Annotated in this window: 13 protein-coding genes; 5 read left to right on the top strand and 8 right to left on the bottom strand. The window is 62.9% G+C overall.

The features are described from left to right. Positions 1 to 6: 6 nt before the first annotated feature. From MKZ91_RS12350 to MKZ91_RS12315, 8 genes are all read right to left on the bottom strand, one after another. Positions 7 to 903 (bottom strand): LysR family transcriptional regulator, encoded by an 897-nt coding sequence (locus tag MKZ91_RS12350; RefSeq protein WP_336171164.1) that lies wholly within the window; start codon positions 901 to 903, stop codon positions 7 to 9. A gap of 57 nt (positions 904 to 960) precedes the next feature. Further along, a complete protein-coding gene (locus tag MKZ91_RS12345) occupies positions 961 to 2,493 on the bottom strand; it encodes an ABC transporter ATP-binding protein (protein ID WP_336171163.1) in 1,533 nt (510 codons plus the stop codon). Between the two features lie 5 nt (positions 2,494 to 2,498). Next, on the bottom strand, positions 2,499 to 3,431 hold the full coding sequence (locus MKZ91_RS12340; RefSeq protein WP_336171162.1) for an ABC transporter permease: 933 nt from the start codon (positions 3,429 to 3,431) through the stop codon (positions 2,499 to 2,501). Positions 3,432 to 3,513: 82 nt separating this feature from the next. After that, the gene (locus MKZ91_RS12335; protein ID WP_336171161.1) at positions 3,514 to 4,608 is read right to left on the bottom strand and encodes an ABC transporter permease; all 1,095 of its coding nucleotides are present in this window, start codon (positions 4,606 to 4,608) and stop codon (positions 3,514 to 3,516) included. A 69-nt stretch (positions 4,609 to 4,677) separates the two neighbouring features. Then, the gene (locus MKZ91_RS12330; RefSeq protein WP_336171160.1) at positions 4,678 to 5,667 is read right to left on the bottom strand and encodes a BMP family protein; all 990 of its coding nucleotides are present in this window, start codon (positions 5,665 to 5,667) and stop codon (positions 4,678 to 4,680) included. A 55-nt stretch (positions 5,668 to 5,722) separates the two neighbouring features. Then, a complete protein-coding gene (locus MKZ91_RS12325; RefSeq protein ID WP_336171159.1) occupies positions 5,723 to 7,018 on the bottom strand; it encodes an amidohydrolase family protein in 1,296 nt (431 codons plus the stop codon). 220 nt (positions 7,019 to 7,238) lie between these two features. Beyond that, the gene (locus tag MKZ91_RS12320) at positions 7,239 to 8,027 is read right to left on the bottom strand and encodes an aldolase (RefSeq protein WP_336171158.1); all 789 of its coding nucleotides are present in this window, start codon (positions 8,025 to 8,027) and stop codon (positions 7,239 to 7,241) included. A 196-nt stretch (positions 8,028 to 8,223) separates the two neighbouring features. After that, positions 8,224 to 9,120, bottom strand: coding sequence for a LysR family transcriptional regulator (locus tag MKZ91_RS12315; protein WP_336171157.1), 897 nt, complete (start codon positions 9,118 to 9,120; stop codon positions 8,224 to 8,226). Positions 9,121 to 9,280: 160 nt separating this feature from the next. Here MKZ91_RS12315 and MKZ91_RS12310 point away from each other — a divergent pair, with 160 nt between their 5' ends. The 5 genes from MKZ91_RS12310 to MKZ91_RS12290 all read left to right on the top strand — a co-directional run bounded on the left by MKZ91_RS12310 (position 9,281) and on the right by MKZ91_RS12290 (position 15,514). Further along, positions 9,281 to 10,672, top strand: coding sequence for a nucleobase:cation symporter-2 family protein (locus MKZ91_RS12310; RefSeq protein WP_336171156.1), 1,392 nt, complete (start codon positions 9,281 to 9,283; stop codon positions 10,670 to 10,672). Positions 10,673 to 10,735: 63 nt separating this feature from the next. Beyond that, positions 10,736 to 11,599, top strand: coding sequence for an FAD binding domain-containing protein (locus tag MKZ91_RS12305; RefSeq protein ID WP_336171155.1), 864 nt, complete (start codon positions 10,736 to 10,738; stop codon positions 11,597 to 11,599). After that, positions 11,596 to 12,078 (top strand): (2Fe-2S)-binding protein, encoded by a 483-nt coding sequence (locus MKZ91_RS12300; RefSeq protein ID WP_336171154.1) that lies wholly within the window; start codon positions 11,596 to 11,598, stop codon positions 12,076 to 12,078. The genes MKZ91_RS12305 and MKZ91_RS12300 overlap by 4 nt, the downstream gene beginning before the upstream one ends. Then, positions 12,075 to 14,381 carry a xanthine dehydrogenase family protein molybdopterin-binding subunit gene (locus MKZ91_RS12295; RefSeq protein WP_336171153.1) on the top strand — a complete coding sequence of 769 codons (2,307 nt, stop codon included), beginning with the start codon at positions 12,075 to 12,077 and terminating at the stop codon, positions 14,379 to 14,381. The genes MKZ91_RS12300 and MKZ91_RS12295 overlap by 4 nt, the downstream gene beginning before the upstream one ends. Before the next feature lie 2 nt (positions 14,382 to 14,383). Beyond that, positions 14,384 to 15,514 carry a CobW family GTP-binding protein gene (locus tag MKZ91_RS12290; RefSeq protein ID WP_442892267.1) on the top strand — a complete coding sequence of 377 codons (1,131 nt, stop codon included), beginning with the start codon at positions 14,384 to 14,386 and terminating at the stop codon, positions 15,512 to 15,514. Positions 15,515 to 15,724: the final 210 nt, after the last annotated feature.

Raw genomic sequence — 15,724 nt, 5'->3', positions numbered from 1 at the left:
CTGCGCTCACGTTTGTTTCGCAACACTGGCAATGAAGGCGGCCTTCAAATGCTCGGCGGCGGGTGAAAGGCTGTGATGACGACGCTGCAGAAGCGAGACGTCACGCATGACGACCGGATCAATGAGGTCGACTGTGGTTACCCCGACGGCTGAGGCGAGTTGCCCGGAATTCTCCGGTAGCACCGAAACGCCCATCCCGGCGGCAATCATGCTGATGGCTGTCGTCGAAAAACGCACTTCGTACTTTGGTCGGTAGTTCGGCACGACGCGAATGAGATTGTGCTCGACGATGTTACGCAACGGGTTGGAGGCAGCGAGTGTAATGAGCGTCTCGTCCATCAGTTCGGCCCACCGCACGGACTTGCGCTTCGCGAACCGGTGGTCCTCCCGGCAGACCAACATCAGCTTGTCGCGCAGCAGCGGGGTTGCTGCGATTTCGGGGTCGTCCTCTGAAAGGGTGCCGACGGCGATGTCGACTTCGTTGCGCTTCAGCGCCGGGCTGATCTGTTCCTCGGGCATGTCGCGAATGTTGACGGAGATTTCCGGATACCGTTTCAGGAACCTGGCGATAATCGGTGGCACCACCGTGGCGGCAAGCACGATCGCGGCGGCGATCGTCACCTGACCGCGCTTCAGCGAGGCGTTGTCGCGTACGTCGCCGACGGCAAGTTCCAGGTCCTTCAGGATCTTGCGCGCCTGGGGCAGGAACTCCTGGCCGACGAGCGTGAGCGAAACCATACGCGTATGGCGGTCGAAGAGGCGCGCACCGATCTCCGTTTCCAGGTCACGGATAAGGATGCTGACCGCGGACTGCGTGAGGTGGAGGTTTCGAGCGGCGAGATTGAACTGTCCCAGTTCGGCTACCGCGATGAAGGCCCTGAGTTGCCGCAGGGTTATGTTCATGTACGCGCAGCCTCCTGTTGTCCGGCCTCCATCAAAGCCTGCCGCATCTCGCCTTGTCTAGCCCGCAAGTGCCGGTCGTTGCTTTTCGCCCGCCATCAGGAGGCCGAGTTCGTCGAGGCGGGTGCGATCCGGCGGCAGTTCGCCAAGGATCTCGCCGTGGAACATCACGAGGATACGGTCGCAGATGGCAAACAGCTCCTCGAGTTCCGTGGAGATCAACAGAATGGCGCGGCCGCTGTCGCGCTGCCGCAGCATCTCTTCCATCACGAACTCCATCGCGCCGATATCGATCCCGCGCGCGAGCTGATTGACGAGGATGAAATCGGGATTGCGCGCCAGCTCCCGCGCGACGACGAGCTTTTGCTGGTTGCCGCCTGATAGCGCCGCAATCGGCTGGTTCTCGTCGCGGCTCTTCACGCGAAAACGCTTGATCAGGTCGCGGGTGTGTTCGCCAATCACCCGGCGGTTCAAGATGCCGCCTGTCGCGAAGGGTTTCTGGTCGTAGCGTTGCAGGATGGTATTTTCGCTGAGCGACAGCGGCAGCACGATGCCGTGTTTGTGCCGGTCCTCCGGAATGTGGGAAAAACTCCTGGCATTGATCTCGGCGGGGTCGAGCCCGGTAATATCCTTTCCGTTGAGAACGACGCGGCCGGCCTCGACCGGCAGCAGGCCGGAGAGCGCGAGCGAGAGTTCCGTCTGGCCGTTGCCGGAAACGCCGGCGATGCCGACGATTTCGCCGGCGCGCACGTCGAAGCTCACGCCGCGCACTGCCGGAAGGCCGGCTTCAGAGCGGCAGGCAAGGTTTTCAACCGAAAGCACCGTACGACCGGCGGGCTTAGGGCTGCGCGGCAGCTCCATGCGAACGTCACGGCCGACCATCATGCGGGCGAGCTCCCGCGCATTCGTTTCCTGAACCTTGACCGTGTGCACGACGCGCCCGTCGCGCATGACGCTGATGCGATTGCTGACCCGCATCACCTCGTCCAGCTTGTGCGAGATGAAGACGACGGTCTTTCCATCCTTCACGAGATCGCCCATCAGGCAGAGCAGACGGTCGGTCTCCTGCGGGGTGAGAACGGCGGTCGGCTCGTCGAGGATGAGCAGGTCGATGCCGTGGAACAGCACCTTGAGAATCTCGACTCGTTGCTGCTCGCCGACCGAGAGATCTTCAACGCGTGCATCAGGACGCACATCCAGGGCGTAACGCTCGGAAAGCGCGCGGATTTTTGCATGGACCTTGTCCATGTCGCTGATGACGCGAAGTGCCGAACCCTGGCCGAGGATGTAGTTTTCCGCCACCGTGAGGTTCGGCACCAGCATGAAGTGCTGGTGCACCATGCCGATGCGCTGGCGGATCGCCTCGCGCGGGCTGTTGAAGGTGACCGGTTGCCCCTTGTAGACGATATCGCCTCCATCCGGCCGTACCATGCCGCATATCATGCTCATCAGCACGCTCTTGCCGGCGCCGTTTTCGCCGAGCAGCGAGTGGATCTCGCCCTCCTCGATTTCGAGCGACACGCCGTCGCTGGCGACGATGGGGCCGAAACGTTTGCGGATATTGTCGATGCGCAGGAAGGGTTTTGTCGACATGTCGATCACCTCATCTCGTAGGGCTGGCCGAGCTTGCTGGGTGCGGCACCCTTGCCGCGGAACACGACGAGCGTGACGATCGTCATGATGTAGGGAAGCGCCTGCAGCACCTGGTAGGGCACGACGATGGACGCCTGCGCCTGGAGCATGAGCTGCAGGGCGTAGAAGAGGCCGAAGAGCAGCGAGACGAAGAAGGCCCCGACCGGCGACCAGCGGGCGAAGACCACGACGGCAAGGGCGATGAAGCCGCGGCCGGAGGTGATGCCCTCGACGAACTGGTTGGAGTGGCCAAGCGTCAGGAATGCGCCTCCAAGGCCCGCAAGCCCGGTACCGACCAGCACGGCGGCATAGCGGTAGCCAAGCACGCTGCGGCCGGCGACGTCGACGGCCTTCGGATGTTCGCCGACGGCACGAAGCGTCAGCCCGAAGGAGGTGCGGTAGAGCACGAGAGTGGCGAGGATGGCGACGAGTATCGTCGAGTAGACGATCAGGTTTTGCCGGAAGAATGCCTCCCCGAGAAAAGGCAGTTCGCTCAGCCACGGTATGTGGACCGGCTGGGCGATCTCGATGCCCTTGCCCGTCGAGACGTAGTAGGTGCGGAAGAGGAAGGCCGTGAGGCCCATACCGAGCAGGTTGAGCGCCGCACCCACCACGATCTGGTCCGCCTTGATGGTGATCGTGAAGAAGGCGAAGACGAGCCCGAACAGCATGCCGCCGGCAACACCGGCCAAAAGCCCGAGCGGAATGTTGCCCGTGGCCGAGGCCGCAGCGAAGCCGCAGAGTGCGCCGACGAGCATTGTGCCTTCGAGCCCGATGTTGAGTACGCCCGCGCGCTCGGAAAAGACCTCGCCGATCGAGGCGAAGATGAGGGGGGTGGCAAGTCTCCAGGCGGCGCCGACGAGCGTCGCGAGGAAGGTGAGAGAAATCATGTCGTCCATGGGTTCGACCCTCTAGGAATGTCGCCAAAGGTTTTGTTTTCCCGCAGGCGGCACAGGACCGCGGGCGGGAGTTTCCATGCTTTCAAGCCACGATCCTGAGGATGCCGCGCAGCTTGGCGAAGGCGACGACCGAGAGGATGACAATGCCCTGGATGACCAGCACGAGGACCTGCGGGACCTGCGACGTGATCTGGAGGACCTCCGAGCCGGAGCGAAGCGTTGCAAAAAGCCCGCCTGAGAGGATCGCTGCCAACGGATTGTTGCCCGCCAAAAGCGCCACCGCGATGCCTTCGAAGCCATAGCCGGGCGAGATGTTCTGATAGAGCCGGCGTGTGACACCTGCCACTTCGAAAGCGCCGGCAAGCCCGGCCATCGCGCCGCTGATGCACATCGCGATCATCACGTTTCGCGCAACGTTCATGCCGGCATAGCGGGCGGCATGCGGGTTGAGGCCGACGACGCGCAGCGCAAAGCCGCGGCTGCTTCGTCGCAGGAAAATGTAGAGTGCAACCGCCAGGACCACCGCGACAAGGATGCCGATGTGAAGCCGCAGGTCGGACACCAGGCGTGGCGTCCAGGCTTCACGCACCAGCCTTGCCGATTGCGGATAGGCGGCGCTGGCATCGCGCATCGGACCGGTGACGAGATAGCTTGTGAGGATGAGGGCGATGTAGTTGAGCATGATCGTGGTGACGATCTCGCTCGCCTGAAAGCGCACCTTCAGGTAGCCGGCAATGCCGGCCCAGGCGGCACCCGCCAGCGCCCCGGCCAGCATCACGAGCGGCGCATGCACCCAGACGGAAAGGCCGTCGATGCTGGTGCCGACGAGAGTTGCGGCGATTGCGCCGACATAGAGCTGGCCTTCGGCTCCGATGTTCCAGATCGAACAGCGGAAGGCGACGCAGAGACCGGCACCGATCAGGATCAGCGGCGTCGCCTTCAGGAGAATTTCTCCGACAGAACGCATGTCCTGGAACGAGCCGAAGACCATGACGGTGACGACGTCGCTGCCATTGAAGCCGTTGAGCCAGAGCAGGGCGGCGCCGAAAGCGAGAGCGACGAGAACCGCCGCGATAGGTGTCAGGGCGCTGATCGCGGCTTGCGAGAGCGTCCGGGTGAAGGCTTGGGCTGCTTGAGAATTCACGGTCTCACGCACTCCCTGGTTTATCTCAGCCATGGGTCCGTCCGGATATTGGTGTGACGCGGGAGGGCTGCGGCCGGAAAACCTGCCGCAGCATGGAGCCGGTTACTCTCCGCCGGTCTTGATCTCGCCGGCAGCGATCTTTTCGCTGATCGCCTTGACCTCGGCGCGGATATCCTCGGGCACCGAGACCGGGCCGTCGTCGCGGAAGGTGAAGGAGATAACCTTCGGGTCCTTGAGGCCGAACACGACGTTCTCCGCCGGCGCGTGGCCGTCCTTGATCGAGCGAACCACCTCGACCACGCCTTGCGCGTAGTCGGCGACGTAGAGGCCCAGAATGTTATTGGGCGCAACCTCGGTAAAATCGCTGAAGATCGAGAAGGAGCGCACATCCGGGCCGGATTCGGCGATGGCCTGGTAGCCGCCCACCGTAGCGCCCGAGGCGTTCGGCACGACGAAGTCCGCACCCTGCGAGATCATGCTCAGCGCCGCTTCCTTGGCGGCTGTCGTATCGGTGAAGTTGCCGATATAGGCTTCGCTGATCGGGAAGTCCGGATTGACGCTTTTTGCGCCGTTCTTGAAGCCGGCGAAAGCTTGTTGGATCGGCGGGATTTCCATGCCGCCGACAAGGCCGGCCTTGCCGCCCATTTTCGCGGCGATGACGCCCATCAGATAGAAGGGTTGGCTGGTATCGGTGTTGAGCCCGATGACGTTGCCTTCGTGGATCGCGCTCGACGAGATCAGGAAGTAGGTATCCGGGTAGTCGAGTGCGACGTCGCGTGCGGCGTCCTGGAACTCGAAGCCGTGGCCGAGGATGACCTTGTAGCCTTGGCTGGCATAATCGCGAAACGCCTTTTCGAAGGACGCCGGGTTCTGCTGCAGCTCGACATAGCTGATCTTGGCGCCAAGCTGTTCCTCCACGCCCTTGAGCGCGTTGTAGCCGATCCGGTTCCATCCTTCTTCGGAAACGCTACCGGGCACCAGCAGACCCATCTTGAAGTCTTCGGCGCGCGCGTGGTCCTGCCAGAGCATTCCGGCAAGGGCGAGACCGAGTGTGGACGCAAGCAGCGAACGACGTGAAATAGCAGTCTTCATTTCATTCCTCCCATTAGATTGAAGTTCCAATCCCCCCCGGAGCAGCCGTTCCCTTTTATGCGTTCTCCTCCAGGCGGATATTTTCAGTAGTGCTCTGCGAGACCAGGCGGCCATTCGAGAAAACGAAAGCCCGATCCGGCCCGCCAGCAACCAGCGTGTCGGTATCGATGCAGTCGGTGACCACGAAGTCGGCGCGTGCGCCGGGCTTCAGGCCATAGTCCTTGCCGATCCCCATCAGGCGGGCGGGCGCCGACGTGATCATGCTGTGCGCGGCTGCGAGTTCGTCACCGCGCAGGTGGCCGGCAAGCAGCGTCCAGCGGGCGATTTCCAGCATGTCGCCCGAGCCGGTCGGAACGAACGGATCCTGAATGTTGTCCGAGGCGGTGGCGATGGTGATTCCGGCACGATAGAGTTCGGCGACGCGGGTCAGCCCGCGCGGCGGCAGCATCTCGTAGTCACGGCCCTGCAGGTAAAGGTTTGCCGCCGGCAGCGTCACGACGCCGACATTCAGCTTGTGCAGGCGCTCGGCAATCCGCTGGAACTCCCGGCGGGGCAGGGCGCTCAGCACCGAGACGTGGCTGAAGACCGTGCGCCCCTGCATGCCGAAGCGCTCCACGCGATCGAGAGCGGCGTCGAGCAGATGCACCCCGGCATTGAGATGCTCGTCGAGATGCAGGTCGACCGGCTTGCCGGATTTCACTGCGGCGGAAAACAGGATGTCGAGGTAACGTGGCGGGTCCTCGGACACGGCGGGCGTTCCGCCGACTGCGTCGGCGAGCGCAACGGCGCCGTCGACGTTGTTTCCGAGCCACTCGAAGTCCTGGCCGGGATGGGGGGTCATGAAGGCGACGAGCTGAAGCGTGATGCGGTGCTTCTCGGCATCGCGAATGGCAGCCAGCGTCTCGATGCCGTGGAAACCGGCATCCTTGTCGACGTTGATATGGCTGCGGATCGCGGTCGTGCCGCGGGAAAGACATCGCCCGATCGTGCGCGTTGCACGTTTGTGAATGTCATCAGGGCCGGCGGTGCGGGCATATTTCGCGAAGGCTTCGCGGGCACCCTGGAGTGTGCCTGACGGATTGGGGGTAAAGCGCAGCACGCCGGTCTTGTCGAGATGCTGGTGCGCATCGACGAAGCCCGGCGAAACGAGCATGCCGGAAATGTCGACGCAGGCGCCGCAGGAGCCGGTCTCGAGAAAGGGTTCGACGACGGTGATACGCCCGTCGGCGCCGACAATGATGTCGCTCACCGACTGTGAGCCGTCCTCGTTTATGACGGTTCCGCCCGTAAGAGCAAAGAATTGACCCGGGGTTAGTCTCGCGAGCGACGCAGTTGGATTGTCACGTGCCATTTCGTCCCCACCTTGTTGTTGTGGCAGAAAACTAAGCACGAGCGATTAATTCAAACAAATTCATTATTTCAATTGTTTGATAAACAAACAGCAATAATCGCTGGCATCCAGAAGTCTCTCGGCCAGAAGCGCCCAAAGAGAAAAATAAGCCTACTCAATACTCTGGGGCGGCGATGGCAGGCGCTGATGCCCATCGCCCAAGCAAGCGAACCGCTGAAAATCAGTGGCGATATTGCGGTTCCTCGACATCCAGCTGCCGGCGAATGGCAGCGAGATGGGCCGCGGCAGATTCGGGATCGCCTTCGCGCGTCTGCCGGTAGGCGGCCTCTGCAATTGCGGGATCGACCGGCAAGACGGCTCTGCCGGTGGACATGGCGAGCACTTGCACCTCGGCCGCCCGCTCGAGATAGTAGAGGTCGTCCCAGGCTTCTGCGATCGTGGGCGCCAGAACCAGCACGCCATGGTGCTTCAGGAAAACGATGTCCGCGTCGCCGGCGGCCGCAGCGATGCGCGCCCCCTCCCGCTGGTGGAGCGCCAGACCATTGTAGTTTTCGTCGACTGCGGTGCGGCCGTAGAATTTCAGCGCCGTCTGTCCTGCCCAGATCAACGGCTGACCCTCTGTCATGGAAAGCGCGGTCGCATAGGGCATGTGGGTGTGGAAGGCGACCCTTGCGCGCGGCAGTCGGCGGTGGATCTCCGCATGGATGTAGAAGGCCGTCGCCTCCGGTTCGCCTTCGCCGTCGACGACGGTGCCATTGAAATCGCAAACGAGCAGTTTGGACGCGGTCAGCTCGCGAAAGGCATAGCCGTAGGCATTGACTATGAAGAGGTCGTCATGGCCAGGCACGACGGCCGAAAAATGGTGGCAGATACCCTCCTCAAATCCGTTGCGTGCTGCCATGCGGAAACAGGCCGCAAGGTCCTCTTTCGCCGTGCGGATCACGTCGGTGGAAAGGTCGGGCCGGTTGAGGCGGTGCGAATCGCTGTGGCTCTTCAGGGAGTGGGCCATGGGTGCTCCTGGTCTTGTGTGGGCTGGGAGCGGCGGCTGGCCCGGAGGCCTCCGCGCGCAGCGGCGAACCGCTGCGCCCTGCCTGCCCGCGACGTCGCGGTCCAGCAGCGCCATCAGATAACGCTCGAACCCTTGCCTGGTCAATTGCGATCCGGTGCTCCCAGGGACGCGCAACCGACGTCCTTTCAACACAGGCTCAGTGCACGGATTTCAGCAGGAAGTCGCGAAACCGGCGCGCGGCTGGCGAGAGCGAACGCGCGCGCTTCTGGATCAGGCTCACTTCCCGCTTGATGTGCGGTTCGGTTGGCGTGCGCACCACAAGGCCCATCGAGGTCGCAAGGCGCGTGACCGCCGAGGTCATGATCGCGACGCCGAGGCCGCCCTCGACCATGCCGATGATTGTCAGCGGCAACGCCACCTCCTGCATCGTCTTGTCGAATGGCAGGACGATCCCGTTGCGCGCCAATTCGTTCTCCAGACGATCGCGGATCGGATTGCCTCGCTGCGGACCGATCAGCTTGCGGTCGACAAGGTCGGTCCAGCGGAGCTCGGGCTGTTTGACGAGCGGATCGTCCGGGTGAAGAACGACGAGGAACTCGTCGATCGTGAGTCGGGTGCCCATGAGCTCGCTGTCGTCCTCCGGTACCGTGCCGATACCGAGATCCACCGAGCTGTTGGTGACCTGTTCCAATACGGCTTTCTCCGCGACGTCGTGCAGAGCCACGGCAATCTCGGGGTAGAGCTTGTTGAAGGCGTTGACGCGCTGCGGCAGCATCAAAGCCGCCTGCACGGTCCCGGCCGCAATCGAAACCTTGCCGCGCCTGAGCGCATTCAGTTCACGCGAGCTCTCCACCATGCCTTCGATGTCGGCCACGGCGCGTGCCGCAACCGGCAATATGTCGGTGCCCGCCTCTGTGAGGCGCAAAAGTCGCGTGTGACGGTCGAACAGGCGCAGGTTCAGATTCTGCTCCAGTTGGCGCACGAGCGTGCTGACGGCCGACTGCGACGAGCCGAGCTTGTCGGCTGCCAGGGTGAATTGTCCGAGATTGGCTACGGTGACGAAGGCCCGAAGTTGCTTCAGCGTAATGTCCATCGCGATCCATTCATTCAATTATTGTATGAATAAATCTAATTATGCCGATTGTTTGCTGATTTGGCCAGCCGCATGATCCTCGGTGTACGGCGTGCGGTTAAAAGATCATGAGGCCAAGATGCCCCACCGCGCCGGAAGCTGTTCGCTGGGAGGAAAGCGAATGCGGAATTCCGATACGAGTGATCCAGTCGAAAAGAAGTACCCTATCCCGAGCCTGATGGCTCTGGGCCTGCAACACGTTCTCGTCATGTATGCCGGAGCGGTCGCCGTGCCGCTCATTGTCGGCAGCGCGCTTCACTTGCCCAAGGAACAGATCGCGATGCTCGTCAGCGCGGACCTGTTCTGTTGTGGCATCGTCACCCTCATCCAGGCGCTCGGCATCTGGAACGTCGGCATTCGCCTGCCGATCATGATGGGGATCTCCTTTACCGCTGTGCCTTCGATCATCGCGACGGGCACCAACCCCGAACTCGGCATGCCAGGCGTCATCGGCGCCGTCATAGGCTCCGGTGTGTTCACAATCCTGGTCGCCCCGTTCTTCGGTCGCTGGGTGCGCTTCTTCCCGCCTGTTGTTACCGGCACGGTCATGCTGGTCATCGGCCTTTCGCTGATGCGCGTCGGGGTCAACTGGGCGGCGGGTGGCCAACCGATGATCAAGGGCCCGGATGGCATGATCCAGAATCCTGCCTATGGAGCGCCCTTCGCGCTCGCCGTCGCAGCCATCGTGCTCCTGTCGATCCTGCTGCTCACCCGCCTTCTCAAGGGCTTCATGGCCAATCTCGCGGTCCTGCTTGGCATCGGGGTCGGTTTCGTGATCGCGATTGCCGCCGGCAAGGTGGATTTCCACGGCGTTGCGGATGCCGATTGGGTGCGCATCATTCACCCGCTTGCCTTCGGATGGCCGATCTTCGAGTTCTGGTCGATCCTGTCGCTCTGTGCGGTCATGACAGTCATGATGATCGAATCGACAGGACAATTCCTGGCGGTCGGGGACATGGCCGGTCGCAAGATCACACAGGCTGAACTGACCCGGGGCTTAAGAACCGACGGTGTCGGCAACATCATCGGCGGCCTGCTCAACACCTTCACCTATACGACCTATGCGCAGAATGTCGGGCTGCTGCAGATCACCGGCGTGCTCAGCCGCTTCGTGGTGGCAGCGGGCGGCGTCATCCTGATCCTGCTCGGCTCGCTGCCGAAAGTTGCCTTCGTCAGCGCTTCGATCCCGAGCTATGTCGTCGGGGGTGCTGCCATCGTGATGTTCGGCATGGTTTCGGCGACAGGCGTGAAAATCCTGTCGAAGGTGGATTTCGTAGCCAATCGGCGCAACCTCTACATCGTCGCCGTCAGCGTCGGCCTCGCCATGGTGCCGGTCGTTGCTGAAAACATCTTCGATCAGCTGCCCGCGGCGATCGAGAAGTTCCTGCACAGCGGCGTGCTCGTCGGCACCTTCGCGGCAGCGCTGCTCAACATTCTCTTCAATGGTGTGCCAGCGAAAGAGCCGGAGGAGGCTGAACTTGCCGACGGCGCGCCGGCTGTCGAGCCCGCCTAGAGAACACCACGATTAGTCCGGCGGCCCCCGCGCCGCCGGAGCCCCGAACCCCAAGAGGATTCCATGAGACGGTTCGACTATCATCGGGCGGAAACGCTGGAGCACGCCTCCCGTCTTCTCACCGAACTCGGCGACGACACATTTCTGTTCAACGGAGGCACCGACCTCCTGGTCGAGATCCGTGAACGGCTGCGCCGTGTGCGCAACGTCGTCGACATCAAGCAGATTGCGGGCCTGTCGGCAGTCACCTATGACGAAACGCTCGGCCTGACCTTCGGCGCGCTGGTGACCGTTGGTCGGCTGGAGGGTCTGTCGCTGGTGCGCCAGCGATATCCGAACCTGCGCTCGGCACTCGCCTCGCTCGGCTCCATCCAGGTGCGCAATCGCGCCACCGTCGTCGGCAATATCTGTCGCGCCTCGCCGTCGGCCGATACCATACCGCCCTTGGTGGCGGACGGCGCCTTCGTGCACATCTACAGCCGCACCAACATGCGCGTCGTGCCGATCGCCGAATTCTTCACAGGCCCCGGCAAGACCGTTCTTGCCAAGGGCGAGATCGTCACCGGCATCACCGTGCCGCCGGCCGGGGACAATACCGGAAAAGCCTACCTCAAGCACGGTCGGCGCAAGGCGATGGAGCTTTCCACCGTCGGCGTCGCCGTCAGCCTCGCGATGGACGATGGCGTCTGCAGCGACATCCGCATCGCGCTTGGTGCCGTGGGCGCGACCGTGCTGCGCGCGCCGCAAGCCGAAGCCATGCTGCGTGGCACCAGGCTCGACGCCACCACGGTCAGGAACGCCGCCGACAAGGCGATGGAGGAATGCACGCCGATCAGCAACGTTCGCGCCAGCGCCGGTTACCGCCGTGACATGGTCGGTGTCCTGACCGGCCGCGCCATCAAACAGGCATTGGAGACTTTCGCATGAAACGGATGGTTGAATTCACCGTGAATGGCGAGGCGCGCGAGATGGCCGTTGATGGCTGCCGCTCCCTGCTTGATGCGCTGCGCGACGATGTCGGTCTCACCGGCACCAAAAAGGGCTGTGACGTCGGCGATTGCGGCGCGTGCACCGTGATTGTCGACGGCGAGCCGGTCAATGCCTGTCTGATGCTCGCCGTGGAGGCCGAGGGCCGCTCGGTCGAGACGGTCGAAGGCCTCCAGCCGGGTGTCGATACGCTGCATCCCCTGCAGGACGCCTTCATGCGGCACGGCGCCTCCCAATGCGGCTTCTGCACGCCAGGCATTCTGATGATGGCCAAGAAGCTGCTCGACGACAATCCGCGCCCGACGGACGAGGACATCCGCTTCGGACTCTCCGGCAATATCTGCCGCTGCACGGGCTACACGAAGATATTCGACGCGATCAAATCCGCTGCGCGCGAGATGGAGGCCTCAAGACCATGAACATGACAACCCCCATCGAACAGCGCGAATTCAAGATCGTCGGCAAGAGCGTCAAGCGTGACGACGTGCTCGAAAAGGTAACGGGCGAGGCGCAGTATACCGGCGACGTCAAGCTCTCCGGCATGCTGCACGGCAAGATCAAGCGCGCGGCGATCGCCCATGCGCGGATCAAGTCGATCGACGTCAGCAAGGCGCTCGCCTATCCGGGCGTCAAGGCCGTGCTGACCCATGAGAACGTGCCGCGCGTGTTGCACTACGGCTCGCCGCATCCACGCTCGGCCTCCTGCACCAAGGACCAGTACATCCTCGATGACAAGGTACGGTTCTGGGGCGAGGGTGTTGCCGCCGTCGCCGCGATCAGCGAGGAGATCGCCGACGAGGCGCTCGACCTGATCGAGGTGGAATATGAAGCCTTGCCGGCCGTCTTCGAACCGGAGGACGCGGCCCAACCTGGCGCGCCGCTGATCCACGACGTCGGCCCCGGCGGCAACCTGGTGCTCGACCCGGTGCGCGTCAACCGCGGCGACGTCGACAAGGGCTTTGCCGAAGCGGACTTCGTGCTCGAGGGCACCTTTGCCGGCGGGCGACCGCATCCGGCCTACATGGAGCCGAACGTCTGTGTGGCCGACTGGGATGGCTCCAACAAGCTGACCTTCTGGACCTCGACCCAGACCTCGTTCATGGTCCGCGGCATCCTTGCCGAGGTGCTCGGCCTGCCGCTCACCAAGGTGCGCGTGCTCGTCGACCATATGGGCGGCGGCTTCGGCGCCAAACAGGACCTGTTCCAGCACGAGTTTCTCTGCGCGCTTTTGGCCAAGGAAACCCGACGCCCGGTGAAGATGGAGTTCACCCGCCATGAGACCTTCGTCGCCGGCCGGTCGCGCCACCCTTGCAAGATCTGGCTGAAGCAGGGCTTCAAGAACGACGGCACGCTCGTCGCCCGCGACATGAAGCTCGTCTACGATTCCGGTGCCTACGGGTCGCACGGTCCGGGCGTGACCATCGTCGGAACCACCGCCGCCACCTCGCTATACCGCTGCGAGAACGTGCGGCTGGAAGGGCGCTGCGTCTACACCAACACCCCAATCAACGGCGCCTTCCGCGGCTACGGCGTGGTGCAGAGCTACTACGCGCTCGACATCCAGATGGACGAAGCCGCCGAACGGCTCGGCATGGATCCGGCCGAGTTGAAGCTGAAGAACGTGGTGCGGGCCGGCGACATCGCCCCCTCCGGCCACCCGATCATCGGCCACGGGCTCGAAATCTGCCTTCAGCACGGTATCGACGTGCTCGACTGGAAGGCGCTTTGGAACCGTGACCGGACGCCGGATCCGAAGCGCCCGCATATCCGCAAGGGCTGGGGCATCGGCTGCGAGATGCACGGCTCGTCGGCTTATCCAGGGATCAAGGAGCAGGGTAACGCCACGGTGAAGGTCAACGAGGACGGCACGGTGACGCTGCTGACGGGTGCTGCCGGGCTTGGCACCGGCGCCCATACGGCGCTGGCGCAGATCGTTGCTGAAGAACTCGGCGTTCGCTTCGAGGACGTCGGCGTCATCCATGGCGATACGGACGTGGTTCCATGGGACATCGGTGCCTTTGCCAGCCACACGACCTATCTGGTCGGCACGGCCGCCAAGATGGCGGCCGGCAAGGTACGCGCCGCCGTGCTCGCCAGGGCCGCGATGAAGCTGCAGGTCTCGCCGGAAGCGATCGACCTTTCCGAAGGCAAGGTCTTCCTCATTGCCGAGCCCGATCGCTCTATGACCGTGTCGGAGGCCATGGGCCCCTCGCGTGGCATTCCAGCCGCCAACATCGTCGCCAACGGCACCTACGAGCCGACGAAATCCTACTCCTTCGCCGCGCATTTCACCGAGGTGGACGTCGATATCGAAACGGGCATCGTCGAGGTCAAGCGCGTCGTGCCGGTGCACGACGTCGGTCGGGTCATCCATCCGATCGCGGCGCAGGGCCAGATCGAGGGCGGCATCCAGCAGGGCATCGGCCACACGCTGACCGAGGACTACGTCATCGACAAGAAGACCGGGCGCTCGCTCAATGCGGGCCTCGTCGACTACAAGATGCCGCTCTCCATGGACATGCCCGACATCGAGACGATCATCCTCGAGGCAGCACCCGATCCGGGCGGCCCCTGGGGCGCCAAGGGTGTCGGCGAAGATCCGATCATCGCCATCGGCCCCTCCATCGCCAACGCCATCCACGACGCCATCGGCGTCCGCTTCCACCACTATCCGATCACGCCGGAAGACATCCTGAAAGCCTTGAGGGAGAAGGGCGCATGAACATGCATATCGAGCCTGCGAGCCAGCAGAAACTCCCGATCACGATCCTCACCGGGTTTCTCGGATCGGGAAAGACGACGCTGCTCAACTACATCCTTACTGAGCGGCACGGTCATCGCATTGCGGTGATCGAGAACGAATACGGCGAGGTGGACGTCGACAGCGACCTGGTGCTCGCCTCCGACGAGGAAATCTTCCAGATGCAGAACGGCTGCATCTGCTGCTTCGTCGACGTGCGCAACGACTTGATCGACGTGATGAAGAAGCTCTTGAGCCACAAGGACAAGTTCGACCACATCATCGTCGAGACCTCGGGCCTTGCCGATCCGACGCCGGTCGCCACCGCCTTCTTCGTCGACCGCAGCGTGGCCGATGAAGTGGAGCTCGACGCCGTCGTGACGCTGGTGGATGCGATGCATATCGACCAGCATCTCTACGATCCCGTGCTCGACGGCAGCGACAACCAGGCGGTCAACCAGATCGTCGCGGCAGACCGCATCCTCGTCAACAAGATCGACCTCGCCGAGGAGGTGGCCCTCGGCTCGCTGGAAAACGCGCTGCGCAAGCTCAATCAGACGGCGCCGATCCTTAGGTCCAGCTACGGCAAGGTGGATCTTGCCAACATCCTCGGGGTCAAGGGCTTCAGGCCGTCCTATGTGCGCGAGAGGGCGGAAATCCTCGACATCGACATGGATGACGATCACGACGCCGAGCACCACCATCATCATGATTGCCACGAGCCGTGCTGCGACCATCCGCATCACGACCGCGGGCACCACCATCATCATGACCATGGACGCGAGCACGCGCCGGCCTTACGGCCGCACCAGCATGACGCAACCGTGAACTCGCATTCCTTCGTCTATCCGGAAGCCTTCGACGGCGAGAAGCTCGCAGGGTTCCTGAAAGACTATCTCGCAGAACACGGCGGCGACATTTTTCGCACGAAGGGCATCGTTTCCGTTGCCGGCGATGACCGCTTCTTTGTGCTGCAGGCCGTGCACAAGCTCGTCGATTTCCGCCCGGACCACGCCTGGGGTGAAGACAAGCGGAAGTCGAAGTTCGTGTTCATCGGCCGCAATCTCGACCGTGACAGCATCGACAGAAACTTGCGTGCATGCCTGGTGCCCTAGCAGCGTGTCTCCCCGCCGGACGGCGCTTGCGTAAGCCTTTCTGTCTGAGCCGCCCGCGCCCCTCCAGCGCGGGCGGTTGCTGCCGCTTGATTTGAAAAAAGCTATGTAAAAATAATAACTTAGATCTATTTTCGGGTTGACAGATATCACGCGGAATGGTTCCCTTGAAGGCGAGTAGAAGCACCGACAATTGCTCACCGTCTGTTGGAA

It is taken from the genome of Ensifer sp. MJa1 (assembly GCF_037026475.1).
Taxonomy (GTDB): Bacteria; Pseudomonadota; Alphaproteobacteria; order Rhizobiales; family Rhizobiaceae; genus Ensifer.
Note: the sequence above shows the minus strand (reverse complement) of the source record. Positions and strands in the feature narration are given on the sequence as shown.